This window comes from Paenibacillus sp. FSL k6-2145 (genome assembly GCF_037976585.1).
Classification (GTDB): Bacteria; Bacillota; Bacilli; order Paenibacillales; family Paenibacillaceae; genus Paenibacillus.
The window spans coordinates 4158338-4176602 of sequence record NZ_CP150267.1 but is presented as its reverse complement, the minus strand read 5'-3'; the positions used below and the strand labels follow the sequence as shown (position 1 = coordinate 4176602).

Here is an 18265-nt window from a genome sequence, read left to right as displayed (position 1 = left end):
TGTATTGAGAGCTATACACGGTCTGCTGTGACCTTCATTTCAAAATTACCATTAGGATTCGGCTTGGCATGAATATCCGTTGCGATACGAATATAAAAATCGATGCTATCCTCCGTTTGGATCAGACCATAGGTCAGATAATCGATCGGAAGAAACGGGTCGGCCTGTCTGGATAATTGGACTTCAACACCATCCGTTTCGAATTTCTTATCCATCTCCAGGTATACATGATCCACAGCATAACCAAGCAAGTTTTTGATTCTGACTTTCTTTGTTAACGTCGTCTGTCCAGCAATGATCACCCCATAATCAAGTTGTTTCAAAATACCGCCAAAGGTATCTGACAGAAAGTCTCCAGACTCATCCATAAACATTAATCCTGAATACGATCCGATAAACTTGGTTTCCCGAGAGTCTACTGCACCCCAATAGTCCTGAAATTCAACCTTCAATATATTCTCTACGCCAAAATTAACATTTCTCTCGTCAATATTGAGTTCAATATTGAATGGTGAAGCTGCTAGTCGCGTAAAATTGCCATCCGCCGGATAATACGTTTTACCGTTCAACAACACGCGGTACTTAACCTTGCCTTGATCTGCATCATCAAGCACACCTGTAAGTTTGTTGCCAGAGAAGGTCAGGTCGATTGTGGCAGTGGTGTTTAACAATTGCAGTGACATATCTCTAAACTCCACCGCATTACGCGGTGCATCAACGATCATCTTCACTTCGTCCAGCGAATAGCTGTTTTCATAGTGCTTACTGCTATCGAAGTAATAGGCGATTCGTGTTAAAGCTATTAGATCCTTTTCAGGGATGGCGTTGAGTGTGTCCAGATTCATTCCTTTTCTTTTGAATAAGGTTGTATCCTTGATATCCAGATCAAGCCACTTGTTGAAACGGTATGTCTTCCATGTGAGCCCCGAATCGAACGAAGCAGCCATTCTTAATATACCTTCCGGACTGTTCTCCGTTACTTTCGTAGCGACAACCTTTTTCACGTCTCCATATAAAGCTATGTCTGTTGGTTGCACAATTAATTGTTCAAACGGTAGCGCGTCATACGTTAGCATCATGTCCCGATTCCCTGCAATTACCTCTTCATCATTCGTCCACGTAACCACGTCAAAATCTCCCTCAAGTTCATCCAATGGGGAGTAGTTAGCCGTGATATTCAGTTCCGCTGAAGTTTTGGATGGATCATCCGTGTAGTATAGAACATCCACACTTTCGCCCAACTCGTCGTATATTGTAAAAGGTTCGGTTTCGATTGTAATCGTAGATTCAGTTTGGTTGGGGTCATCGGTGTATTCAATGATTTTGATCTCTTTGTCTTCCCATTCTTCGGCTAGGGTGAAGGGATCAGTTTCAATGTTGAAGGATGCTTCTGTTTTGGTTGGATCGTCCGTGTAGTAGCATAATTCGACTTCACCAGTGAGTTGTGACCATGCAGATTCAGGTACTATGGAGATGTCGTCCATCCCATAGTTTAAATAGTCCTGCTCGGTGGGTGAACCTGAAATCACTTGCCATTGTTCACTTGCGTAATACTTGTAGGTTGAGCCATTTTGCACTAAATACTTATTGTCATAGACCCAATCCATGAATTCAATCTCATGGATATTGATTACCTCAGCAGTGTTATTTCTTGTTACCCGTACTCTATAGTTGAGATAGGCTTTAGTGGGAGCGATATTGAAAGTGACTTTTCTATTGTTTGTCCATGACGCGACTACATAATCATTTCTTGTGTCAATTATATCCCATGTAACTGCATCATTACTTGCTTCCAGAACCCAAGATCGAGGTGGCGAGTTGTTTTCCAAGCAATATATCGAGTACCCTGCCAATTTTACAGAGGTTGGAAACCTGTAAGAAACCCATGTATTAGTGACGCGATAGGTTCCGTAGAACGTACCTTGACTTCTATCAAAGGCTTTATAAGCGTAATATGTACCATTTTGACCATTATAGCTTACTGCTCCTGAAGGTGAAGTATACGATGTCATAGGTGGTACAATATTCACAAGCTTTGCCATAATCCCATCTCCTTTCTAAATATAAATAGAACAATTTCATTCAACTTATTCAAATAATTGATGCTTTTTTGATTGACACTTTGTCAGTGTTAATCTTTTGTTTGAAGACTTTTCCTGAACCGATTTTTTCACTATCTTTAACCAATGACCTTCTTTCGCTGAATTCATCCTCCAAATCAATAATCATTCCTTTGCTTATCCCATGTTCAAGAATACTTACTTCCGAAATTCCCACTAAAGTTATGTACCTTTCGGATTCATACATGCCAAAATCACCAATCGCCAAGAAGTCTCCAGCGCCTTGGTTGGCAGTAACATTAATTCTATATTTTTTGAACCCAACTTTATTCTTAAACCCGTAGAGACGGAACTCTTCGACAGTAAAGTTAGGCTCATTTATTCGGGTGTCAAGGATAACCCATTTCGTACCATCCCATCCCTCAAATGTCCACGTTTTTGGAGGTCTGTTGACTGGAGTTGCTCCAGATTTAATAGAATATGCAGTTATCAGTTTGGCCTTTGGAAACTCATAGCTTAGCCATCCCACCAAAATTCCACTTGCGGCAACCCATCCATTTGGATCAACAATTCTATCAAATGCTTTCCAAGGATAAAATGTTGTGTAAGTCGAACTTGCATCAACAACACCTGATGGAGTAGTGTTAGATGTCATTGCAGGAATAGCATTATCTTTGTATTTATTTGTAATGCTATAGTGCTTGTCTTCTGATGAAAATAAAAATTTATTAGAGTACACTAAGTTATAAGCTTTAAATCCAGAAGGAACATTATGTACAAAGGGTCTTACACCAAAATTAATTGTGACTGTTTTACTGTTTGAACTAAATGAGCCTAGAGTAGGATAAACTTCTCCTAATTCCTTTACATTAGTGTGACTAATGCCCATACTAACACCATTCTTAAAAAACTCTAATGTTCCATTGTCAAGATCAAGTGCGACACCCACAACTGTCCCAATATCCCAGACTGTACTGTATGCTGTATTTTCCGGATACTTGTTCCCGCTATTACCATAATAAGTTCTCCACATTGAGCTATCTGCAACAATATTCCCTGTTAAAAAGAATGATTTGTTGGATACCCCAATATGAACGTTTTTTACTCCAGCATCATATTTAACCTCCCAATACCATTTTCCATTTGACTTACCGTGTGTAGCACGAATAGCACGATAATCAGTTGAGGTGACTACGGTAAGGTTACCATTAGAAAAAGTGAACCCTGAACCCATATCGTTTGGGTTTAATGTAACTGGGATTGTTTCCATAAATGGAGCATCTCCTTCCCAAAAATAAATAGAACACATCTTATAGAGGTGTTCTCGATTAACCGAGGGTAATTTTATCTACTCGGCGTTTTGACATATCAACTGTGTGTTCAAAGGTTTTACCTGATCCTAATGAGTTGTACTCATCCTTATTTTTTTGAACCTTATTAATTAAATTGAATGGCACTGAAGAGTCTCTACCATATTTAAGAAAAGATTCTTCATTCAGTTTTGGCACACTAACCAAGTAAGACGGGGATAAATGTAATAATTCGAATTCAGCTATAGCCCAAGTTATGTTCAATGTTCCTCGGATTCTATAGTATCTGTATGATAATTCATTCTTAATAATAAATTCCTTTGTTTCCCCCTTAGTCCAACTGATACCAGTTTTTGTGTCTAGAATAGTCCAAGTTGAATTGTCATTGCTTGACTCAAAATACCAAGCAGTCGGAGGTGTGTTACTAATACTTGAATGGGATGTTAATCGATAACCAATAATTTTTTTCTCAATCGACCAGTCAATTCCGATATAATATCCAGATGAAGCACTAGACCATCCAAAAACTTTTTCTTTATCTCCGTCAAATGCATTGAACGCTGAACCCGCTCCAGTCTGAATACCATTTGTCCACTCTGTTGAGAATATAGGAACTATGGGCGAAGCAGAAGTGTTGCTGGTCATTTTTGGGATTGCATTCTCATATTTTATTCCACCTACTGAATAAAACTTATCGCCTGATGAAAGCAAGATTTTATTATGATGTACATACTCTAAAAATTCAAACTCTTTGATTCTCATTGAGTATGTTCCAGAAGTGAAGTTAACCCTGTAATATCTATATGAATTTGAATTGTTTGTATCATATTGATTTTTACCATCTGTATTCCACACAACAGAATTTCGCGAATCTAATATCACCTGTTCTCCTGAAAATAAACCAGTCTCACTTGCTTCTAAGTTAAATCCAGTAGGTGGTACTGTTGTATCTATAGATATAGAATATCTAGCAACTTTAACTTTATTGCCGAAGTCAACCCTGAACCAACATGATGGAGCTTTCGCATTTGTACTCCAAAAAGTAGAAGAGTTTTTATCTACTGCATACCACAACAATCCATTTGTTACTTGTTCGTTAGCTTGAACAGCATATGGTTGCGGCACATTTGCCGCAGTCATTGCAGGGAGCAAATCTTTATAATACCCCATAAACGATTCTCCTTTCTAAATAAGATCATTATTTCAACAACAAAAAGAAGTAGAGCATTCAAGCCCTACTTCACACTTACGTTCGTTATTTCAAAATACTTCTTCAGATCGATTCTTTCTTTGAACAACTTGCCTGATCCTAGTGAGCCATTTGCATTCATGGTCTGTATGAAAACTTCGTTTTCCCTGTCTAATACAGATAGATCATCCATTCCTTCATTAATAGAAGTGTCTTCTGATGGTAAAGTTGCTGAAATTGTATTCCATTCTAAAGTTCCAGTATCAAGCCTTTTATAGGCTCCATCATGTTTGACGAAGGATTTAAACATTGGCAAAGTTTCTAGTTCAAATAATGGTCTATATCCACTAGAAGATGTAGATGAAGAAGCCACCGCACTAAATGTTGCAACCGTAGTTGCCCCTCTTCGAACCCTGTTCGCACTATTAGAATTTGTTGTGCTTGCTAAGGAATATCCTGCGCTCCAATTCCATACTCTATCGTCTCCAGCAATAATATTACCATTTAACGTTGAGTTGACAATGTACTGATCCCATTCATTGTCTTTGTCTGCCGCCGAATATCCACCAGATAGGAGTCTTGCAACGAACATATAATTCTTCTCTCCTAAATCCTTTTGAACGCTAAATACAAGACCATTACTATTTAGTGCATCCCATGTGATACCCGCTTGAATATTCCTGTCTGTAATCAATATCTTCTTCTTATTGTATTCGTCAGCAACAATAAAATAGAAATCGCCATTAGGCACACTTGGAATAGATGTTGTTGAGATAAAGTCAGATGTTTGTTTTCCTATATTTTTAAACTCTCCTGCCGCACCAGAAGCTAAAGCAACATAGTTACATCTGATACGTTTACCAACCTCAAGTTCTGCAATGCTTGTTACTTCATCTGGATGGTATAATCGACCATCGGAATCAATATCGATGGCATCGAGTGAAATATATGTTCCAGACACATAGGATATGGTCACACTATGTTTCTCCCGAGGTAAGTCAAGCAATTCAAAAACAAGACGCTGAAAATTCCCACTACTTGAGTCAGTAGATGAATATGTATATTCAGCTCCATCGACTTCAATCTTTGAAATACCACGATTTTGATGCATTACATCAATGACTCTAATTTTAGTTCCAATAAAATCAAAGCTTATTTTAGTTTCGCCACTTGGTTTGGTTGCATATAAAAATGATCCTTTGTAGGCGCTAGAGTGGGAGTAGAGTGTCCAATCAGAGGTATTGTCACGAACAAAGTAGACATCTTGGTCATCATACCTTCTCCAACCCTCATCTGGTGTAGTCAATTGGGTTCCAATAAGTCTTACCATGCGTCCAGTTACATTAATGTCTATTGCATCAATATGAAAATTACCTGTGCCACTAACTTTTTTAACTATAACCTCATGACCCCCATCAGTTAAACCTAATTGTTCAAAAGCGATCCTTTGAGGTTGATATTGAATAGAAGAAGATGAAGTTGTTAGGTCGATATATTTTATTACTCCATCAATGCTAACTTCAACATTTGTATCATATGCGCTACCATACTCTGCAATGAGTCTAAGCTTGTCTCCTGTAAAAGAAAATTTTATATAATTCCCAATTACATTGCTATACCTAACTGAGCCACCTTCAAATACACGCCCCGTGGAATTCGTTACTGTCTTCCAATCTGTACCCAAATACAGTGCGTAGTTATCCGTGTCATACCTCTTCCACTCTGGCTCTGGTGTTGTCAGTTGTTGTCCGACACGTGCTACCAAATAACCGTTATCATCAATATCTACAGCATCAATATCCAACCTCCAATCTCCGTTCGTTCCGCTGATAAGATTAACTTCATGAATACCTAATGGTAGATTGGTTTTTTCATAGGTTACTTTCTGTCTTTCGTCTGCTGTTGTTGGCATTCTTGGATTAAACTTCTCAGTTACTCCATCAATGACCACTGAAATATCATTTGCAAAAGCCGGACCTATGCTTGAAATTAGTCTAAATTTGGTTCCGTAAAATTTAAACCTAATTTCAGTGTCACCTTTTCCTTGAGATGTATAGTGATGACTATTGTTGTAAATACCTTGATTTGCCCCTGTATAAGCAATCCAATTCGCTCCAAGATAAGCAAAAGCATCGTGTGTATCATCAAATCTTCTCCATCCTGTTTCAGGGGAGGTTAGAGCGTGTCCATACAGATACCCCGTTTCATCAATATCTATAGCATCTAAAGTGAAATTTATCCGATTATGACCTGTTGCAATAGTAACCGTGTGAAATGCAAGAGGTAATCCCGTCTTTTCATACACTATGGATTGCTGAAGGCTAGGGGAACCTACTGCACGAAACGTACTATACATCTCTGTTACACCATCTATCGTGATAGAGTTATCAGAATGCCTATCTGAGTAAAAGTCAGAGATAATCCTAAGCTTTGTTCCGAAAAAAGAAAATGTAACATAGTTATTGTCGACAGCTCGGCTAGTTACTCTTATACTGCCACCATAATAAACTGTATTGGATGGGGATGGGGTGGTCCAAGTTCCTGTATACTTTAAGCCAACATGTGTATCATCATAGCGTCTCCACCCTGATTCGGGTGCAACTAATTGATCTCCTAATACTGCCATCATTACACCTCCTTATATTCAAATACTGGACGAAAACCAATATAGTTTTGTGATGCCGAAGAACCTGTAAAAGCTACACCTCGATTGTCTGACCTTGATTCATATCCACGTACAATTCTTGAAGTATTAGTTGCACTTAATGATGTTCCAGCATTTGTAGTCCATGTGCCAATAGCTGGAGATTCTTTAGTCCAAGAAAAAACATTTAGATGATGCCAAACATTATCGTCATTGGGCTTTACCTTTCCACCCAAACGACCATTTTTGATATACACATCCCACTCATTAATTGTAGGGAATGCTCCCAATCCTAAGTCCTTCATACTCAGTTTTCCATCCTTATCTGCATATCCTACTCCACCAGATATACTACGGACAATTCCTGAGACACCACCAAAGGTTTTAGGCAACCCTTCGATAATCTTATTTGCATTCATTGAATCCCAAGTGACAGTATGATGTCTAATGCGATCAGAGATTAAAAGACCTTTATCTACTTTAATAGCGTACCAGTAGTAGTTGTTTAAACTTGTAGTACCAACCAACCCATTTACAGGTATTTCGTTTATTCCTAGAGTGCCATCTATAAATTGCTCTCCAGAAGAATCATATCTCCATACAATATAGTCGCCAATCTCCATATCACTTATATTCGATCTCAATACGCCTATAGTCGCTGGAACTGCCATAAAATCACCCCTTACTCACTCTGATTCTATCTACTTTCTTAAATTTTGCTTTTTCAACCTTCTGACGTAACACCATGCCTGTTGGAGTGTCAGATGCTTGTTCCATTTTTAATTGATATATTTTCTTTAAGCTTAGTGAACCCGAATCACTTTCAATAAAAGGATTACTGAATTTATCCTTCTTGTTAAAATCGTCTATGTAAAAGTTCGAATATTTCTTTTCTGCAAAAATCTCAATTTTCACCTTCGCATACTTTGCAGGCGATTTGGACACAGCGCTATTAGCTGAGACTTCCTCATACTCCAGCCACTCAAAGCCGTCTTCAGATGTACTCCAGTAGATCTTGTATTCTGCGCCCCCCGCGACATCTACCTTTGCAGCCACACCTTTAAATGATGCGATCTTATCCTGAATTCGAATCACGGTGGACTCCCAAGATCCAGTAGCAGGATAGATTGAATTCCCGTCCGCATCATGACCCAGTTCTCTTAATTTCAACCTCTGATCCTGATATATCGTATCTTTGAAAACACCAACAGATAGATCTATATCCAGTGCAATTTCTTGAATTGCCATACTATCACCACCTATCTCATCTCAAAATCCAACTCAACGAATGTCCCAGTTTATGATTCCTGCATGATTTGCCTTCAGAGGAGCTACGATTTGATCTATAACAAATCCATTTTTACGAATAACCAATTCCCCTGGCAGGTCCTGATCTGAGGTGATTTTAATTTGGAGAAAAGCATTTCCGCTGAGCGGCAGAGAACACACACATTGAAAGTTAATCTGCACATCATTCAAATTCATCATTTTTTTGTACCCGAAGTTAAAACATTCAATCGTATTATTGAAAGCCCCCGAGCTCCCAGGACCTGAATGTCCACTCATATTCACATCTGAAGAAACATTCTTGAATTGAATGATGTCTCTGTATAGAAAGGTCCTACCCGTTAGCGGGTATTCTTGTTCTTCACATACGTAAGATACAGAGTACCGATCCGCATTAATATGAAACACACCGTTGGCAACATTGTGATACACGTGAGATCCTTGCCCGATCAATCCAAAAGAGACCAACTTTTCCTTGTTAATTGTATAAAAACTGTTTGATTGTTGTGTCTGCAAATCAAATTCGCTTAAATAAGTACCGTCATAGTAATCAGCAATCCATATGTAAGCTTGAGATACTGGTGAGCGCGTAAATTGTGTATTACCTAGAATCACAGAACTTCCCCCTTTTAATAAAAAGGACAGGCTGCAATAGCCTGTCCACATGATTGGTTCCTTTTACACGTAACGGTAGGAGATACGTTTCTTGAACTGTTGCTTGCCACTTTTTGCATTCAGCGGTACTACACATTGAATGGATAGGGTCACATAGTTACCGGCCGCATCTTGAGGATTTCCATTGTTACTAACGCCTAGGATTTCTTTCGGTCCCGGTGCAAATGGTGTTGCATAAGCGGTTCCTGTATGATCTTTGGTTGTCTTGCCTGTTGTTCCGATGGGTTTGGAAAAATCCCTGCCAATACGAGAACTTTCCTCTTCCAGGTCTGTCTCCCCCAAGGAATCAACCTGAACATGGAACCAGTTATTCTTCACCACTTCTACATCATGAGCCTCCGTGTCACCAGTACCACCAGTCATATCTCGCGTTGTAATCGTGCAATCTTCCATTTTAGATACGTCCGAAGCACCATTTTTATTGTTCCATACATTGAAAATAAAAATATCACTTTTGCTATCCGCATCAATAACCTTGTAGTCAAAAGGGGTGATAATCTCATTATTATGTGTTGCGTCCATCCATGTAATAATTGGTTGTGTCATTATATTCTATCTCCTTTTTTATGTTCTGATCGTTAATTGAATCGTAAGATGTTGAATGTTTGAAGCTGCTTCGATGATGTTGATTCTGAAGATATCTCCAGCCTCCACTTTTTTGATCTCAAATGCAGCCTTACCGTCATCTTGATGTTGAAATGCTTCAAATTTCAGTGGATTCCCCATCACATCCTGCCAGTGAATGAGATCCTTGGATCGTTCAATTCTTATTTCAGTTGCGCTATCTCCAGAAACTCCGCAGTAGCCCTTTACATGTAAAATCTCGCCATTGAATGGAAAGGGAGCTAGAATCCCCAGTACTTCCGGGTACACCAGTGATTCTTTGCAAAAGACCATTACGCGATCCTGTACTTCCAACGGAATCTTATTTAATTTCAGGTGTTCAGCTCTACTCATGAGCCCATCCATATCGGAATTAACCACCTGAAGGTTTTGACCAAATACATCAATCTCTACCCATGTCTGTCCATCATAACGATATCTCTTGCCATCCTTATACGTCTGTACCGTCCAGCCTATTTCAGGAGAAGGGTACTGGTTACTTAACTCTTCAAAATCAGCAACTGGACTCTGGTACACAAGTCGAGTCGTCTGATAAGCCTCTTTTGCTTTTCCGGCAGCCTGTAAGGCTTCGCCAGCAGCCTCCAGTGCACGTTTGATGGCGAGTTCGGTTTCCCCAGGATCTCCAGGCTGTCCAGGACCGCTATGTTTCACCGCTTCTCTAATTAAAGACTCTACATGTGCTAAAGTTATCCCATTTGACATAATTCACCTACCTAAGCGTTATGTAGCGTATTTTCTTTATAAGATGGCTTCCAAGTTGATACCTCCCCCTTAACTAGGAAACCTGTCCCTGGCTTATCATTAAAGAAATTCTTGAACAACCATGCAAAGCATTGCTGTGTCTAGCTTTAGAGAAGTTTTCTAATGGGATTACTGCCGGCTTTTTTTGCATTCCTTGCAGTATTTCATTCGGTTCGATTTTGCAAGCATCCGTTTTCCGCATACGGTACAATTTTTGATGTTTTCTCCTTTCCAGCGAGAATACTCCAACACAAAGTCATCGAAGCGAACTAACTGGAAGGCAACCTCACCATGCTCCACAGCGAACAAAACCTGTACGTTAGTTGAATCGACGCGTTTACTTTCTTTGAGGTACCCTGACTGAATAAGTTTGTGCACCAATAACCCCTGATCTTTTTTGCTTACTGCCATTTGGGTATCGCCATAGATTTCTTTCCATTCATTATTAATCCAATACGTATCATTTTCATTGATTCGATTGTTAATCTTGCTGTAGACCAGCAAAACAAAGGCCAATTTCTCAAGTCGTTTACTTTTAAGTTGTTTGATCTTTTGAAGTTCTTCGTGTGTTACAGGTACATGATCAATCTCGATTAGCGTACTCTTGCCCGCCTCCTCCCTTATCTTGATATACTTCTGAGACTGCTTAATGATACGATTGAGAAATGTTTCCCATTGGACAGCATTGTAGTCTGGATAATATTTGGACATAAACTGATTTAAAAACGCATACGCATCCTCGGCGTTCTTCCCCTGTTCAAGCCCGTATTTGGCTAAACAAATTAACGTTTTGGTTGGCTTCTTATCCATTTTCCCATGTGTAATGGCCTGCTCGGCATGATGACGTTCATTCAGAATGATTTTCAAGGGCGTTGCTCCTTCACATGCATTTGGGTCATTTTAAAGGTTCTTCCCGCGTATTCAATATCGCCCTCCGGGTCTCTAACCGGATAATGGATGATGTGATCATTGCTGAGCAATAAATTGCGAATAATTTGATCCCCCGAGACATCCCATACAAATTGCTTGGATTTCTCCGCATTTCGATAACACATGTCCACAATCATATTGCACAGATCTTCTTCGTTATTGCAGATCTCCAGTGCCTGCTCCTTGAAACGTGAAACAAACAACTGCCATCGGGCTGATCTTTCTTCCTTTTTCACCTTACTCTTGCGCAAGTTAGTCATATAGCTACGTAGCTCTTCGTTATGCATCTGATATAAACGTTGAATCTCTTTGTAACGAGCTTGTGAGTATTTTTTGGTACTCATCAATATCGTATGATCAAAAGGACTCTCGGACTGTTTTAGCTTTAACTTGTTGAACTCGTCTTCCACTTGATGGCATAACCGGTTCATCACAGAAGGTGCCGTGGATACAGGCATTCTCTGTGCATACTGTGCCAGGAACTGTTCCTGATCGGGAGATAGCTCCTTCTTCGAATACAACTCATCAACAGTCATGCCAAATAACTGCAAGCACTTTTGACTCGTTTTTTCTACATAGGTTGTATATTCTTTTTTCTGTTCCGGGTCATTGTATATGAAAAAATATGGCTTCTTGTGTGCTACCATTTTCAAGGCAGACTCGTCCGTTACCGCAGCGCGAATATCATACCAGTGCTCCGGCATCTTTTTACATTCAATCCCTTTAGCCTGATCAATAGCATTTTGTTGATAATGCTGACCACATTGAATTCGGTACATCATTTCCTGATATTCTGCACTATGCTCCTCATAATTGGCTAATACATCAAACATTGATGTAATTTTGTTCGTTGTAAAACCGATCAGATCACCAAAGCTGTCTTTGTTGGCCTGAATCAGATCCTTTTCATCCGGAATTTTTTGGGCTGAGGTTTTCTGTACACATACAATCGCATCAAGCTCCTGAATTGCCCCAAGAATTGTGTGGTTGTCTGTAGTTAAGACCTGATCACTATCCATATCTGCACCATTTAAAGAATGTGTCGTCGTATCCCATGAATTTAAGATCGTGACCGTGTTCATATAGCGATACCAATGCTGCATCTCATCTGTATTTTGAAAACGAAGCACCTTGATATTGTTATGACAAGTCATCGGAGCTCTGAAGCAAGCTACGCGGCCCACATGGCGTTCATTCCAATATCTGGAGTAGAACTGACCCGAGCTCAGCAATCCTGTTAAAGGTAAGCCAAATATGCTCTGACACAATGTATAGGGATCGCCAGATATAATGCTGAAATTGCCTTTTACTCTTAAAACTCCGATCTTGGCTTCATTCATTCGCTTGCGTATTAATGTATGGATTTTGCTCCGCACAAAAGGATCATCTATAAGTCGTGGGTCTACCATCAACCCTTTAATATAATCATCTGGACTATTTCTATAATCGTTCTCATGGATGTGAATTCCTTTGAGAAATAAAAGTGCCTTGCGATAGTCTTCACCTAGCACATCTTTAATCGAGTCTACCGTGGGACGAATAAGTTCACCAATCTCGTTATCATCTAATTGGAGCGACTGAATAAACTGGTAGTTTAAATGACGCTCATCCTCCAATTCTTCGGGTGTAACTTTCGTAACGCTGAACGTGTAGCCATAATAACCGCAACATAACAGATAATCGTCGATACTGTTGTACGAGCTCCAGAGTTTTAGCATGGACGTTGTGATGATGAGGTCTACCTCTCGAATATCCACAGGATTACCCCAGGCATCGTCCACCATATATTTGCCTGCAACTCGATCAGCAAATTCGTGATAATCAAATGTAAAGACCATACCTTTACAGAAGCTATTACGGATACAGAAGCCACTTGGGATATATTCATGTCCAAGCTCGGTTGCCCATCGTTCACTAAGTGCAGGAGAGATAAGACCGAACCCATCACTCATATTCATCTGAATAGGCTCATTTTTCCTACTCTCAATGCGAGGGTATTCTGTCTCGGTATCATCAATCTGAATAATGTCTGCGCCAAATTGGGTTATACAATCCTGAACAACCAATACGCGTTCGGGATGTGACACAGGTGTGCTCGTGCTGCAAGCTAGGGCCTTATATGCCTCCAGTTTAGCAGGAACCAACTCCTTATTCGGATCTCTGCCGTTATTTAATCTTTTCTCCAACAACGGATGAATATTCTCACTCACATAGATGACCGTTGAACTTTTGGCTCCACCTGTCGTAGCCAATAACCGCTTGTATTTCTTGCCGTTGATGGAGAAAGCTTTCGATGAATTCAGCCGGTCATAGTCTTTATTATTTTCAATGACCACCAGCAAGTAATCATCGGCAAACTTCAGATTTTTCAGTTCTTCATGCAATTTCTTCATTGCTCTTTTATGTTCAGCATTGGTTTTCAAGGCTTTTAATCGCTCTATTTCCAGCTTGATTCTAGCCAGATCTTGTTCCCTCTCCTTGTAGCCTCGAATACGATCTATAAAGCGAAACACCTGATGGTTTCCAATAGATGCCACTTCTCCATTTACTGTCGCTTCTTGATAAGTAAGATGCAGATCATAATCCGCTTTTCTAATTCTGGAAGATGTAATTTTATAAACGTATCTCAATCGATCCTGATATGCATTGCCCATTCCCGATTCCCCCTGTTGCTTCCTGTCCTGATTAAATAAATTATAGATTAGACCCGCACGACTAGCGCAGGCAAACAGGATGATCAGGGGATGAAAAAAGAAGAATATTTGTTCTATTCTGGGGAGAAATTTAGGGGCACTCCGGGACTAGATTCATTTCGAATCGGCATATTTCTGCGTCTCTAGCACTATGATAATTTCCTTTTTAATGATATAGTGAATTGAAGCGTTTTTTTGAGCTGACATACTTTTTAACGGGGCTGGGATGAATGAAAGAAACCTTATCCAATCAAGAGGACATCGGCTTTTTATTTAATGTCGATATACTTATTAAGAGCCGCTCAAATGCATTGGCACTGCAGTCCCTGTTGGAGTTCATAAACAATGAAGAACAAATTGCGGACTTTCGGATTCAATCCGGCATAGAGCTAGGCAAAATTATTGAAGCGACACTCCAGTCCAAGAAGGACTCTTTCGTCACACTTCACAACGAACGCAAAAAAGCCAACGCAGCACAGAAGGCGTCCACTGCAGCTCAGACACCTGCCTCACCTGCTCCAGTCAAAACACAGAATCAGCAAGAAAAGCCGGTTAGCGAGAAAAAGCCTGCCACCCAAACATCCAATGTTTCCGATGGAAACTCGTTTGACGCGTGGATTGACACGCTCATTAAAGAGAACAAACTCACCCGTATTGTTGTTAATAACAAGAACGGTAAACATCAGAGCATTCCTTGCCGCATTCTGAATTTTGATCGAGATACCAGTATTGTGAGCATCTACCATGTCGATGAAAAACAGGTGTATACGTTCCGAACCAATGAAATCGATGAGTTTCTGTAACTAACTTCATCGGATTAAAACAAAAAGCAACTTGCGTTAGAATGACGGGACATTCTAACGCAAGTTGCTTTTTTAGTTCTATGGTTCATGTAGGATTGAACCCTCCGAGATTTGTTTGGACCGATCAGGAGCGATCCTTACCTCGCTGCCATACATCTAATGCCAATAACAACCATCCGGCAATGAAGGCTACCCCACCAATCGGTGTGATGGCACCCAGAATCTTGATGCCAGAAATACTAAGCACATACAGGCTGCCCGAGAACACGATAATTCCGATAAACAACAGGCGCGCTGCCCACTTCAGTTTTGTAGATGCTCCAAGTTGACCAGCCGTCAAACCAATAATGAGCAGGCCCAATGCATGAATCATGTGATATTGCACACCCGTCTCATATGTAGCTATGGCCGCGGGCCCAATCGTATCCTTGAGCATGTGAGCACCAAAAGCACCTATCGCCACCGACAGCATGGTCATTACAGCTCCAAGCATCATCCATCTTCGTTGCATATAAGTTCTCTCCCTTAATTCAACTACACTTCACTCCTATTATTGTAGCGAATCCACTCCTCCTTTACCAGTCGGGGTGGAGCTTCATAGATCATATGTCTGTTTATACTTACTAATCCTATCTTTACCCTATATATCGTAGAAAACTGGCGTAAATCCTTGATTTTTATCGATAATTATGGAAAAGTAACAGGTATGTAATCGTTGTATTGTAAGTGCAAGTTCAAAAAGATTGGTTTTCAGTACCGAGTTTGAACAACCTCTAAAAGGAGAATCATTACTCATCGATTAGGTTAATAACACTCAGTACGATGATTAAGGGAGGCAAGTCAAGATTATGGATAATCGCGATTCCTATAATTCAGGTTATAACAACACGGATCAGAACCCTGGCCATGCAGATCCATACAATAACAATGGGTATGAAGCATACCCGCCAGATTATGAGAGGCAACCAATGGCACCACTGAAACATTCCGGACCTGGAATCGCCAGCTTTGTCATTGGATTGGTTGCAATCTTGGGTTATATTCTGATATTCTTTATTGCCACCATGGCTGTAAACGAGTCCATCGGAGTTCTCACCCCGTTGCAGACAGAAGAGATAGCCTTGCATCCAGCCGTGGTTCTGGCTTCATTAGCCATTCTGGTCTGCCTGATTCTCAATCTGGCCGGAGGCATCGTCGGAATTATTGGTCTTGTCCTCAAGAATCGAAAGAAAGTTTTTGCCATTATCGGAACCATATTAAATGGGATCATGATTCTGTTATTCGTTGCACTTATTTTGGTAGGTATGACGCTGATGTAACGCTTTGCACCAGCGTCATGTTTCCTTATAATTAAAATGAATGGGTTTACACATAAGTATAATCTATATTTTTTGCCAAAATCATTGTTTTCAAAGGAGATTGACATGTCACGAATCAAAATTTTTGCGGACAGCACAAGTGATCTGGCTCCAGAATGGATCCAGCAGCACGATATCGGTATCATCCCCTTATATGTCGTGTTCGGTGATGAATCACTGAAAGACGGTGCTGAGATTAAGCCTGAACAGCTATATGAACGTGTCAGCCAAGATGGGCGTCTTCCCAAAACAGCTGCACCTTCCCCCGCTGATTTCATAACGGCATTTCAACCTTACATAGATCAAGGGGATGAGATTTTATATATCAGCTTATCTTCTGAACTTTCCTCTACCTATCAAAATGCACGACTAGCGAGTTCCGAGTTCCCGGAAGGTCGCATTTCGGTCATTGACTCACAGAATCTCTCATCAGGAATTGCGCTGATGGTGATGAAAGCTGTACATGCTGCTGATAAAGGACAAAACCTGACTCAGATTACACACCTGATTGAGGCGATGAAATCAAATGTACGCACGGAGTTTGTCATCGATACACTGGAGTATCTGCATAAAGGCGGACGCTGTTCGGGCATGCAGAACCTGATTGGAAGCCTGTTGAAGATTCGTCCTGTCATTCGGGTAACGGATGGCAAGATGGCACCTGCCTATAAAGTCCGCGGCAAACGGGAGAAAGCTCTGGAACAAATGCTGAATAATACGCTCAGCCAGAAGGATCAGATCGATCCAGACCTGCTGATCGTTGTGCACACCATGGCTGAAGAGGATGCGCTTGACTTGCAGAAGTCTTTGCAGGAACAAACGGGTGCCCGTGTGGAACTGACCACTGCTGGTTGTGTAGTATGCAGTCACTGCGGCCCAAAAACGATTGGAATCATCTATAACACTGTTTTATAGTATTACACGTTACATTGTATCGTATTACCCAATCCTTTCTTCTTAATCTGTATGTGGTACATCCAATACTTGGATTGGCATACCGTTATAACTAAAAAGGGCATTCCGAGCTTAATCGCTCAGGATGCCCTTTAATATTTTGCCAAACTCAAGAGTAACCTTGGTCATTACGATACAGATCAATAATTTTTGGTCCGCAGATCATCCAGACTTTTGAATGCGTATCCTTGCTTGCGAGCCTCATCAATGATGGAACCCAGAGCTTCCGTGTTATCTTTGGATACCGAATGAAGCAAAATGACAGCGCCCGGATGGAGTTGTTTCAACACCTGTTGATGAGCATATTGTGCGCCACGCTGCACATTGGTATCCCAATCTTTATAAGCAACAGACCAGAACACATTCACATAACCCTGAGCATGACTCTCTGCGAGCGTACGATTGTTAAAAATCCCGCGCGGTGGCCGTAAAAAGGTCGCTTGTTGACCCGTCAGCCGATTGACCTCCGACTTGACCTTCTCGAGTTCCTCTCTAAGCTTTTCATTGGAGATGCGGGTCATATCCGGATGACTCCATGAATGATTACCGACAATATGACCTTCAGCCGCCATACGTTTGACCAACTCAGGCTGATCTTTCAGATAATGACCTGTCACAAAGAAAGCAGCTGGCACCTTCTTGGTACGCAAAACATCCAGTATGGCAGGTGTGAATCCATTCTCATACCCGTTATCAAACGTGAGATACAATTCCTTCTGTTTTGTATCCCCCAGGAAAATGGCATCGTTATGTTGTAAGATCGATTTAAAGCCTTCCTGATCAATGGAGGGCAGTTGACCGTTTTGACTTTTTTTGAAGCCAAAGTGATACGCTCCGGTAACCGGTGATGCTTCAGTCTGTGCCGGTATCATACTGATGGATAACAGTCCCAACAGTATATATAGAACCATTCGCTTCATTCTATCCGCTCCTGTTCCTGAAAAATTCGGTTAGTCGTTTGCACACACGAATACCTTCAGGTAATATGCCACAGGAA

The 18265-nt window shown here is 40.6% G+C and carries 16 protein-coding genes; 3 read left to right on the top strand and 13 right to left on the bottom strand.

The annotated features are described in order from the left end of the window. Positions 1 to 11: 11 nt before the first annotated feature. From NZ043_RS18630 to NZ043_RS18580, 11 genes are all read right to left on the bottom strand, one after another. Positions 12 to 1607 (bottom strand): hypothetical protein, encoded by a 1596-nt coding sequence (locus tag NZ043_RS18630; RefSeq protein WP_339309045.1) that lies wholly within the window; start codon positions 1605 to 1607, stop codon positions 12 to 14. A 484-nt stretch (positions 1608 to 2091) separates the two neighbouring features. After that, positions 2092 to 3330, bottom strand: coding sequence for an SPRY domain-containing protein (locus NZ043_RS18625; protein WP_339309044.1), 1239 nt, complete (start codon positions 3328 to 3330; stop codon positions 2092 to 2094). A gap of 58 nt (positions 3331 to 3388) precedes the next feature. Further along, positions 3389 to 4540 carry a discoidin domain-containing protein gene (locus NZ043_RS18620; RefSeq protein WP_133384166.1) on the bottom strand — a complete coding sequence of 384 codons (1152 nt, stop codon included), beginning with the start codon at positions 4538 to 4540 and terminating at the stop codon, positions 3389 to 3391. A gap of 65 nt (positions 4541 to 4605) precedes the next feature. Further along, a complete protein-coding gene (locus tag NZ043_RS18615) occupies positions 4606 to 7188 on the bottom strand; it encodes a hypothetical protein (protein WP_339309043.1) in 2583 nt (860 codons plus the stop codon). Continuing rightward, entirely contained in the window at positions 7188 to 7874 is a 687-nt protein-coding gene (locus NZ043_RS18610) for a hypothetical protein (RefSeq protein WP_036609950.1), read from the bottom strand. The genes NZ043_RS18615 and NZ043_RS18610 overlap by 1 nt, the downstream gene beginning before the upstream one ends. Positions 7875 to 7878: 4 nt before the next feature. Then, positions 7879 to 8451 carry a hypothetical protein gene (locus tag NZ043_RS18605; protein ID WP_339309042.1) on the bottom strand — a complete coding sequence of 191 codons (573 nt, stop codon included), beginning with the start codon at positions 8449 to 8451 and terminating at the stop codon, positions 7879 to 7881. A gap of 33 nt (positions 8452 to 8484) precedes the next feature. After that, positions 8485 to 9105 carry a hypothetical protein gene (locus NZ043_RS18600; RefSeq protein WP_339309041.1) on the bottom strand — a complete coding sequence of 207 codons (621 nt, stop codon included), beginning with the start codon at positions 9103 to 9105 and terminating at the stop codon, positions 8485 to 8487. Positions 9106 to 9168: 63 nt separating this feature from the next. After that, positions 9169 to 9711, bottom strand: a complete 543-nt coding sequence (locus NZ043_RS18595; RefSeq protein ID WP_339309040.1) for a hypothetical protein — start codon at positions 9709 to 9711, stop codon at positions 9169 to 9171. 18 nt (positions 9712 to 9729) lie between these two features. Continuing rightward, positions 9730 to 10491 (bottom strand): hypothetical protein, encoded by a 762-nt coding sequence (locus tag NZ043_RS18590; protein ID WP_339309039.1) that lies wholly within the window; start codon positions 10489 to 10491, stop codon positions 9730 to 9732. A 168-nt stretch (positions 10492 to 10659) separates the two neighbouring features. Next, the gene (locus tag NZ043_RS18585) at positions 10660 to 11397 is read right to left on the bottom strand and encodes a hypothetical protein (RefSeq protein WP_339309038.1); all 738 of its coding nucleotides are present in this window, start codon (positions 11395 to 11397) and stop codon (positions 10660 to 10662) included. Next, positions 11394 to 14114, bottom strand: coding sequence for a hypothetical protein (locus NZ043_RS18580; RefSeq protein WP_339309037.1), 2721 nt, complete (start codon positions 14112 to 14114; stop codon positions 11394 to 11396). The genes NZ043_RS18585 and NZ043_RS18580 overlap by 4 nt, the downstream gene beginning before the upstream one ends. Positions 14115 to 14383: 269 nt before the next feature. Between NZ043_RS18580 and NZ043_RS18575 the strand changes: the two genes are divergently transcribed. Continuing rightward, positions 14384 to 14956 (top strand): hypothetical protein, encoded by a 573-nt coding sequence (locus tag NZ043_RS18575; protein WP_091014625.1) that lies wholly within the window; start codon positions 14384 to 14386, stop codon positions 14954 to 14956. Positions 14957 to 15080: 124 nt separating this feature from the next. Here the strand turns inward: NZ043_RS18575 and NZ043_RS18570 are convergent, their stop codons facing one another. Further along, entirely contained in the window at positions 15081 to 15467 is a 387-nt protein-coding gene (locus NZ043_RS18570; protein ID WP_091032639.1) for a DUF423 domain-containing protein, read from the bottom strand. 337 nt (positions 15468 to 15804) lie between these two features. On the opposite strand from NZ043_RS18570, the gene NZ043_RS18565 reads away from it, so the two are divergent. Next, positions 15805 to 16275 (top strand): hypothetical protein, encoded by a 471-nt coding sequence (locus NZ043_RS18565; protein WP_249911238.1) that lies wholly within the window; start codon positions 15805 to 15807, stop codon positions 16273 to 16275. A 105-nt stretch (positions 16276 to 16380) separates the two neighbouring features. Beyond that, on the top strand, positions 16381 to 17229 hold the full coding sequence (locus NZ043_RS18560) for a DegV family protein (protein WP_091032645.1): 849 nt from the start codon (positions 16381 to 16383) through the stop codon (positions 17227 to 17229). A gap of 179 nt (positions 17230 to 17408) precedes the next feature. On the opposite strand, the gene pdaA is transcribed toward NZ043_RS18560, so the two are convergent. Further along, positions 17409 to 18188, bottom strand: a complete 780-nt coding sequence (pdaA, locus tag NZ043_RS18555; RefSeq protein ID WP_339309036.1) for a delta-lactam-biosynthetic de-N-acetylase — start codon at positions 18186 to 18188, stop codon at positions 17409 to 17411. Between the last annotated feature and the right edge of the window lie 77 nt (positions 18189 to 18265).

Bases quoted from the DNA above. Each gene is read 5' to 3' on its own strand.
- NZ043_RS18630 (WP_339309045.1), bottom strand. From the start codon at position 1,607: ATGGATTGGGTCTATGACAATAAGTATTTAGTGCAAAATGGCTCAACC.
- NZ043_RS18625 (WP_339309044.1), bottom strand. From the start codon at position 3,330: ATGGAAACAATCCCAGTTACATTAAACCCAAACGATATGGGTTCAGGG.
- NZ043_RS18620 (WP_133384166.1), bottom strand. From the start codon at position 4,540: ATGGGGTATTATAAAGATTTGCTCCCTGCAATGACTGCGGCAAATGTG.
- NZ043_RS18615 (WP_339309043.1), bottom strand. From the start codon at position 7,188: ATGATGGCAGTATTAGGAGATCAATTAGTTGCACCCGAATCAGGGTGG.
- NZ043_RS18610 (WP_036609950.1), bottom strand. From the start codon at position 7,874: ATGGCAGTTCCAGCGACTATAGGCGTATTGAGATCGAATATAAGTGAT.
- NZ043_RS18605 (WP_339309042.1), bottom strand. From the start codon at position 8,451: ATGGCAATTCAAGAAATTGCACTGGATATAGATCTATCTGTTGGTGTT.
- NZ043_RS18595 (WP_339309040.1), bottom strand. From the start codon at position 9,711: ATGACACAACCAATTATTACATGGATGGACGCAACACATAATAATGAG.
- NZ043_RS18590 (WP_339309039.1), bottom strand. From the start codon at position 10,491: ATGTCAAATGGGATAACTTTAGCACATGTAGAGTCTTTAATTAGAGAA.
- NZ043_RS18580 (WP_339309037.1), bottom strand. From the start codon at position 14,114: ATGGGCAATGCATATCAGGATCGATTGAGATACGTTTATAAAATTACA.
- NZ043_RS18575 (WP_091014625.1), top strand. From the start codon at position 14,384: ATGAAAGAAACCTTATCCAATCAAGAGGACATCGGCTTTTTATTTAAT.
- NZ043_RS18570 (WP_091032639.1), bottom strand. From the start codon at position 15,467: ATGCAACGAAGATGGATGATGCTTGGAGCTGTAATGACCATGCTGTCG.
- NZ043_RS18565 (WP_249911238.1), top strand. From the start codon at position 15,805: ATGGATAATCGCGATTCCTATAATTCAGGTTATAACAACACGGATCAG.
- NZ043_RS18560 (WP_091032645.1), top strand. From the start codon at position 16,381: ATGTCACGAATCAAAATTTTTGCGGACAGCACAAGTGATCTGGCTCCA.
- pdaA (WP_339309036.1), bottom strand. From the start codon at position 18,188: ATGAAGCGAATGGTTCTATATATACTGTTGGGACTGTTATCCATCAGT.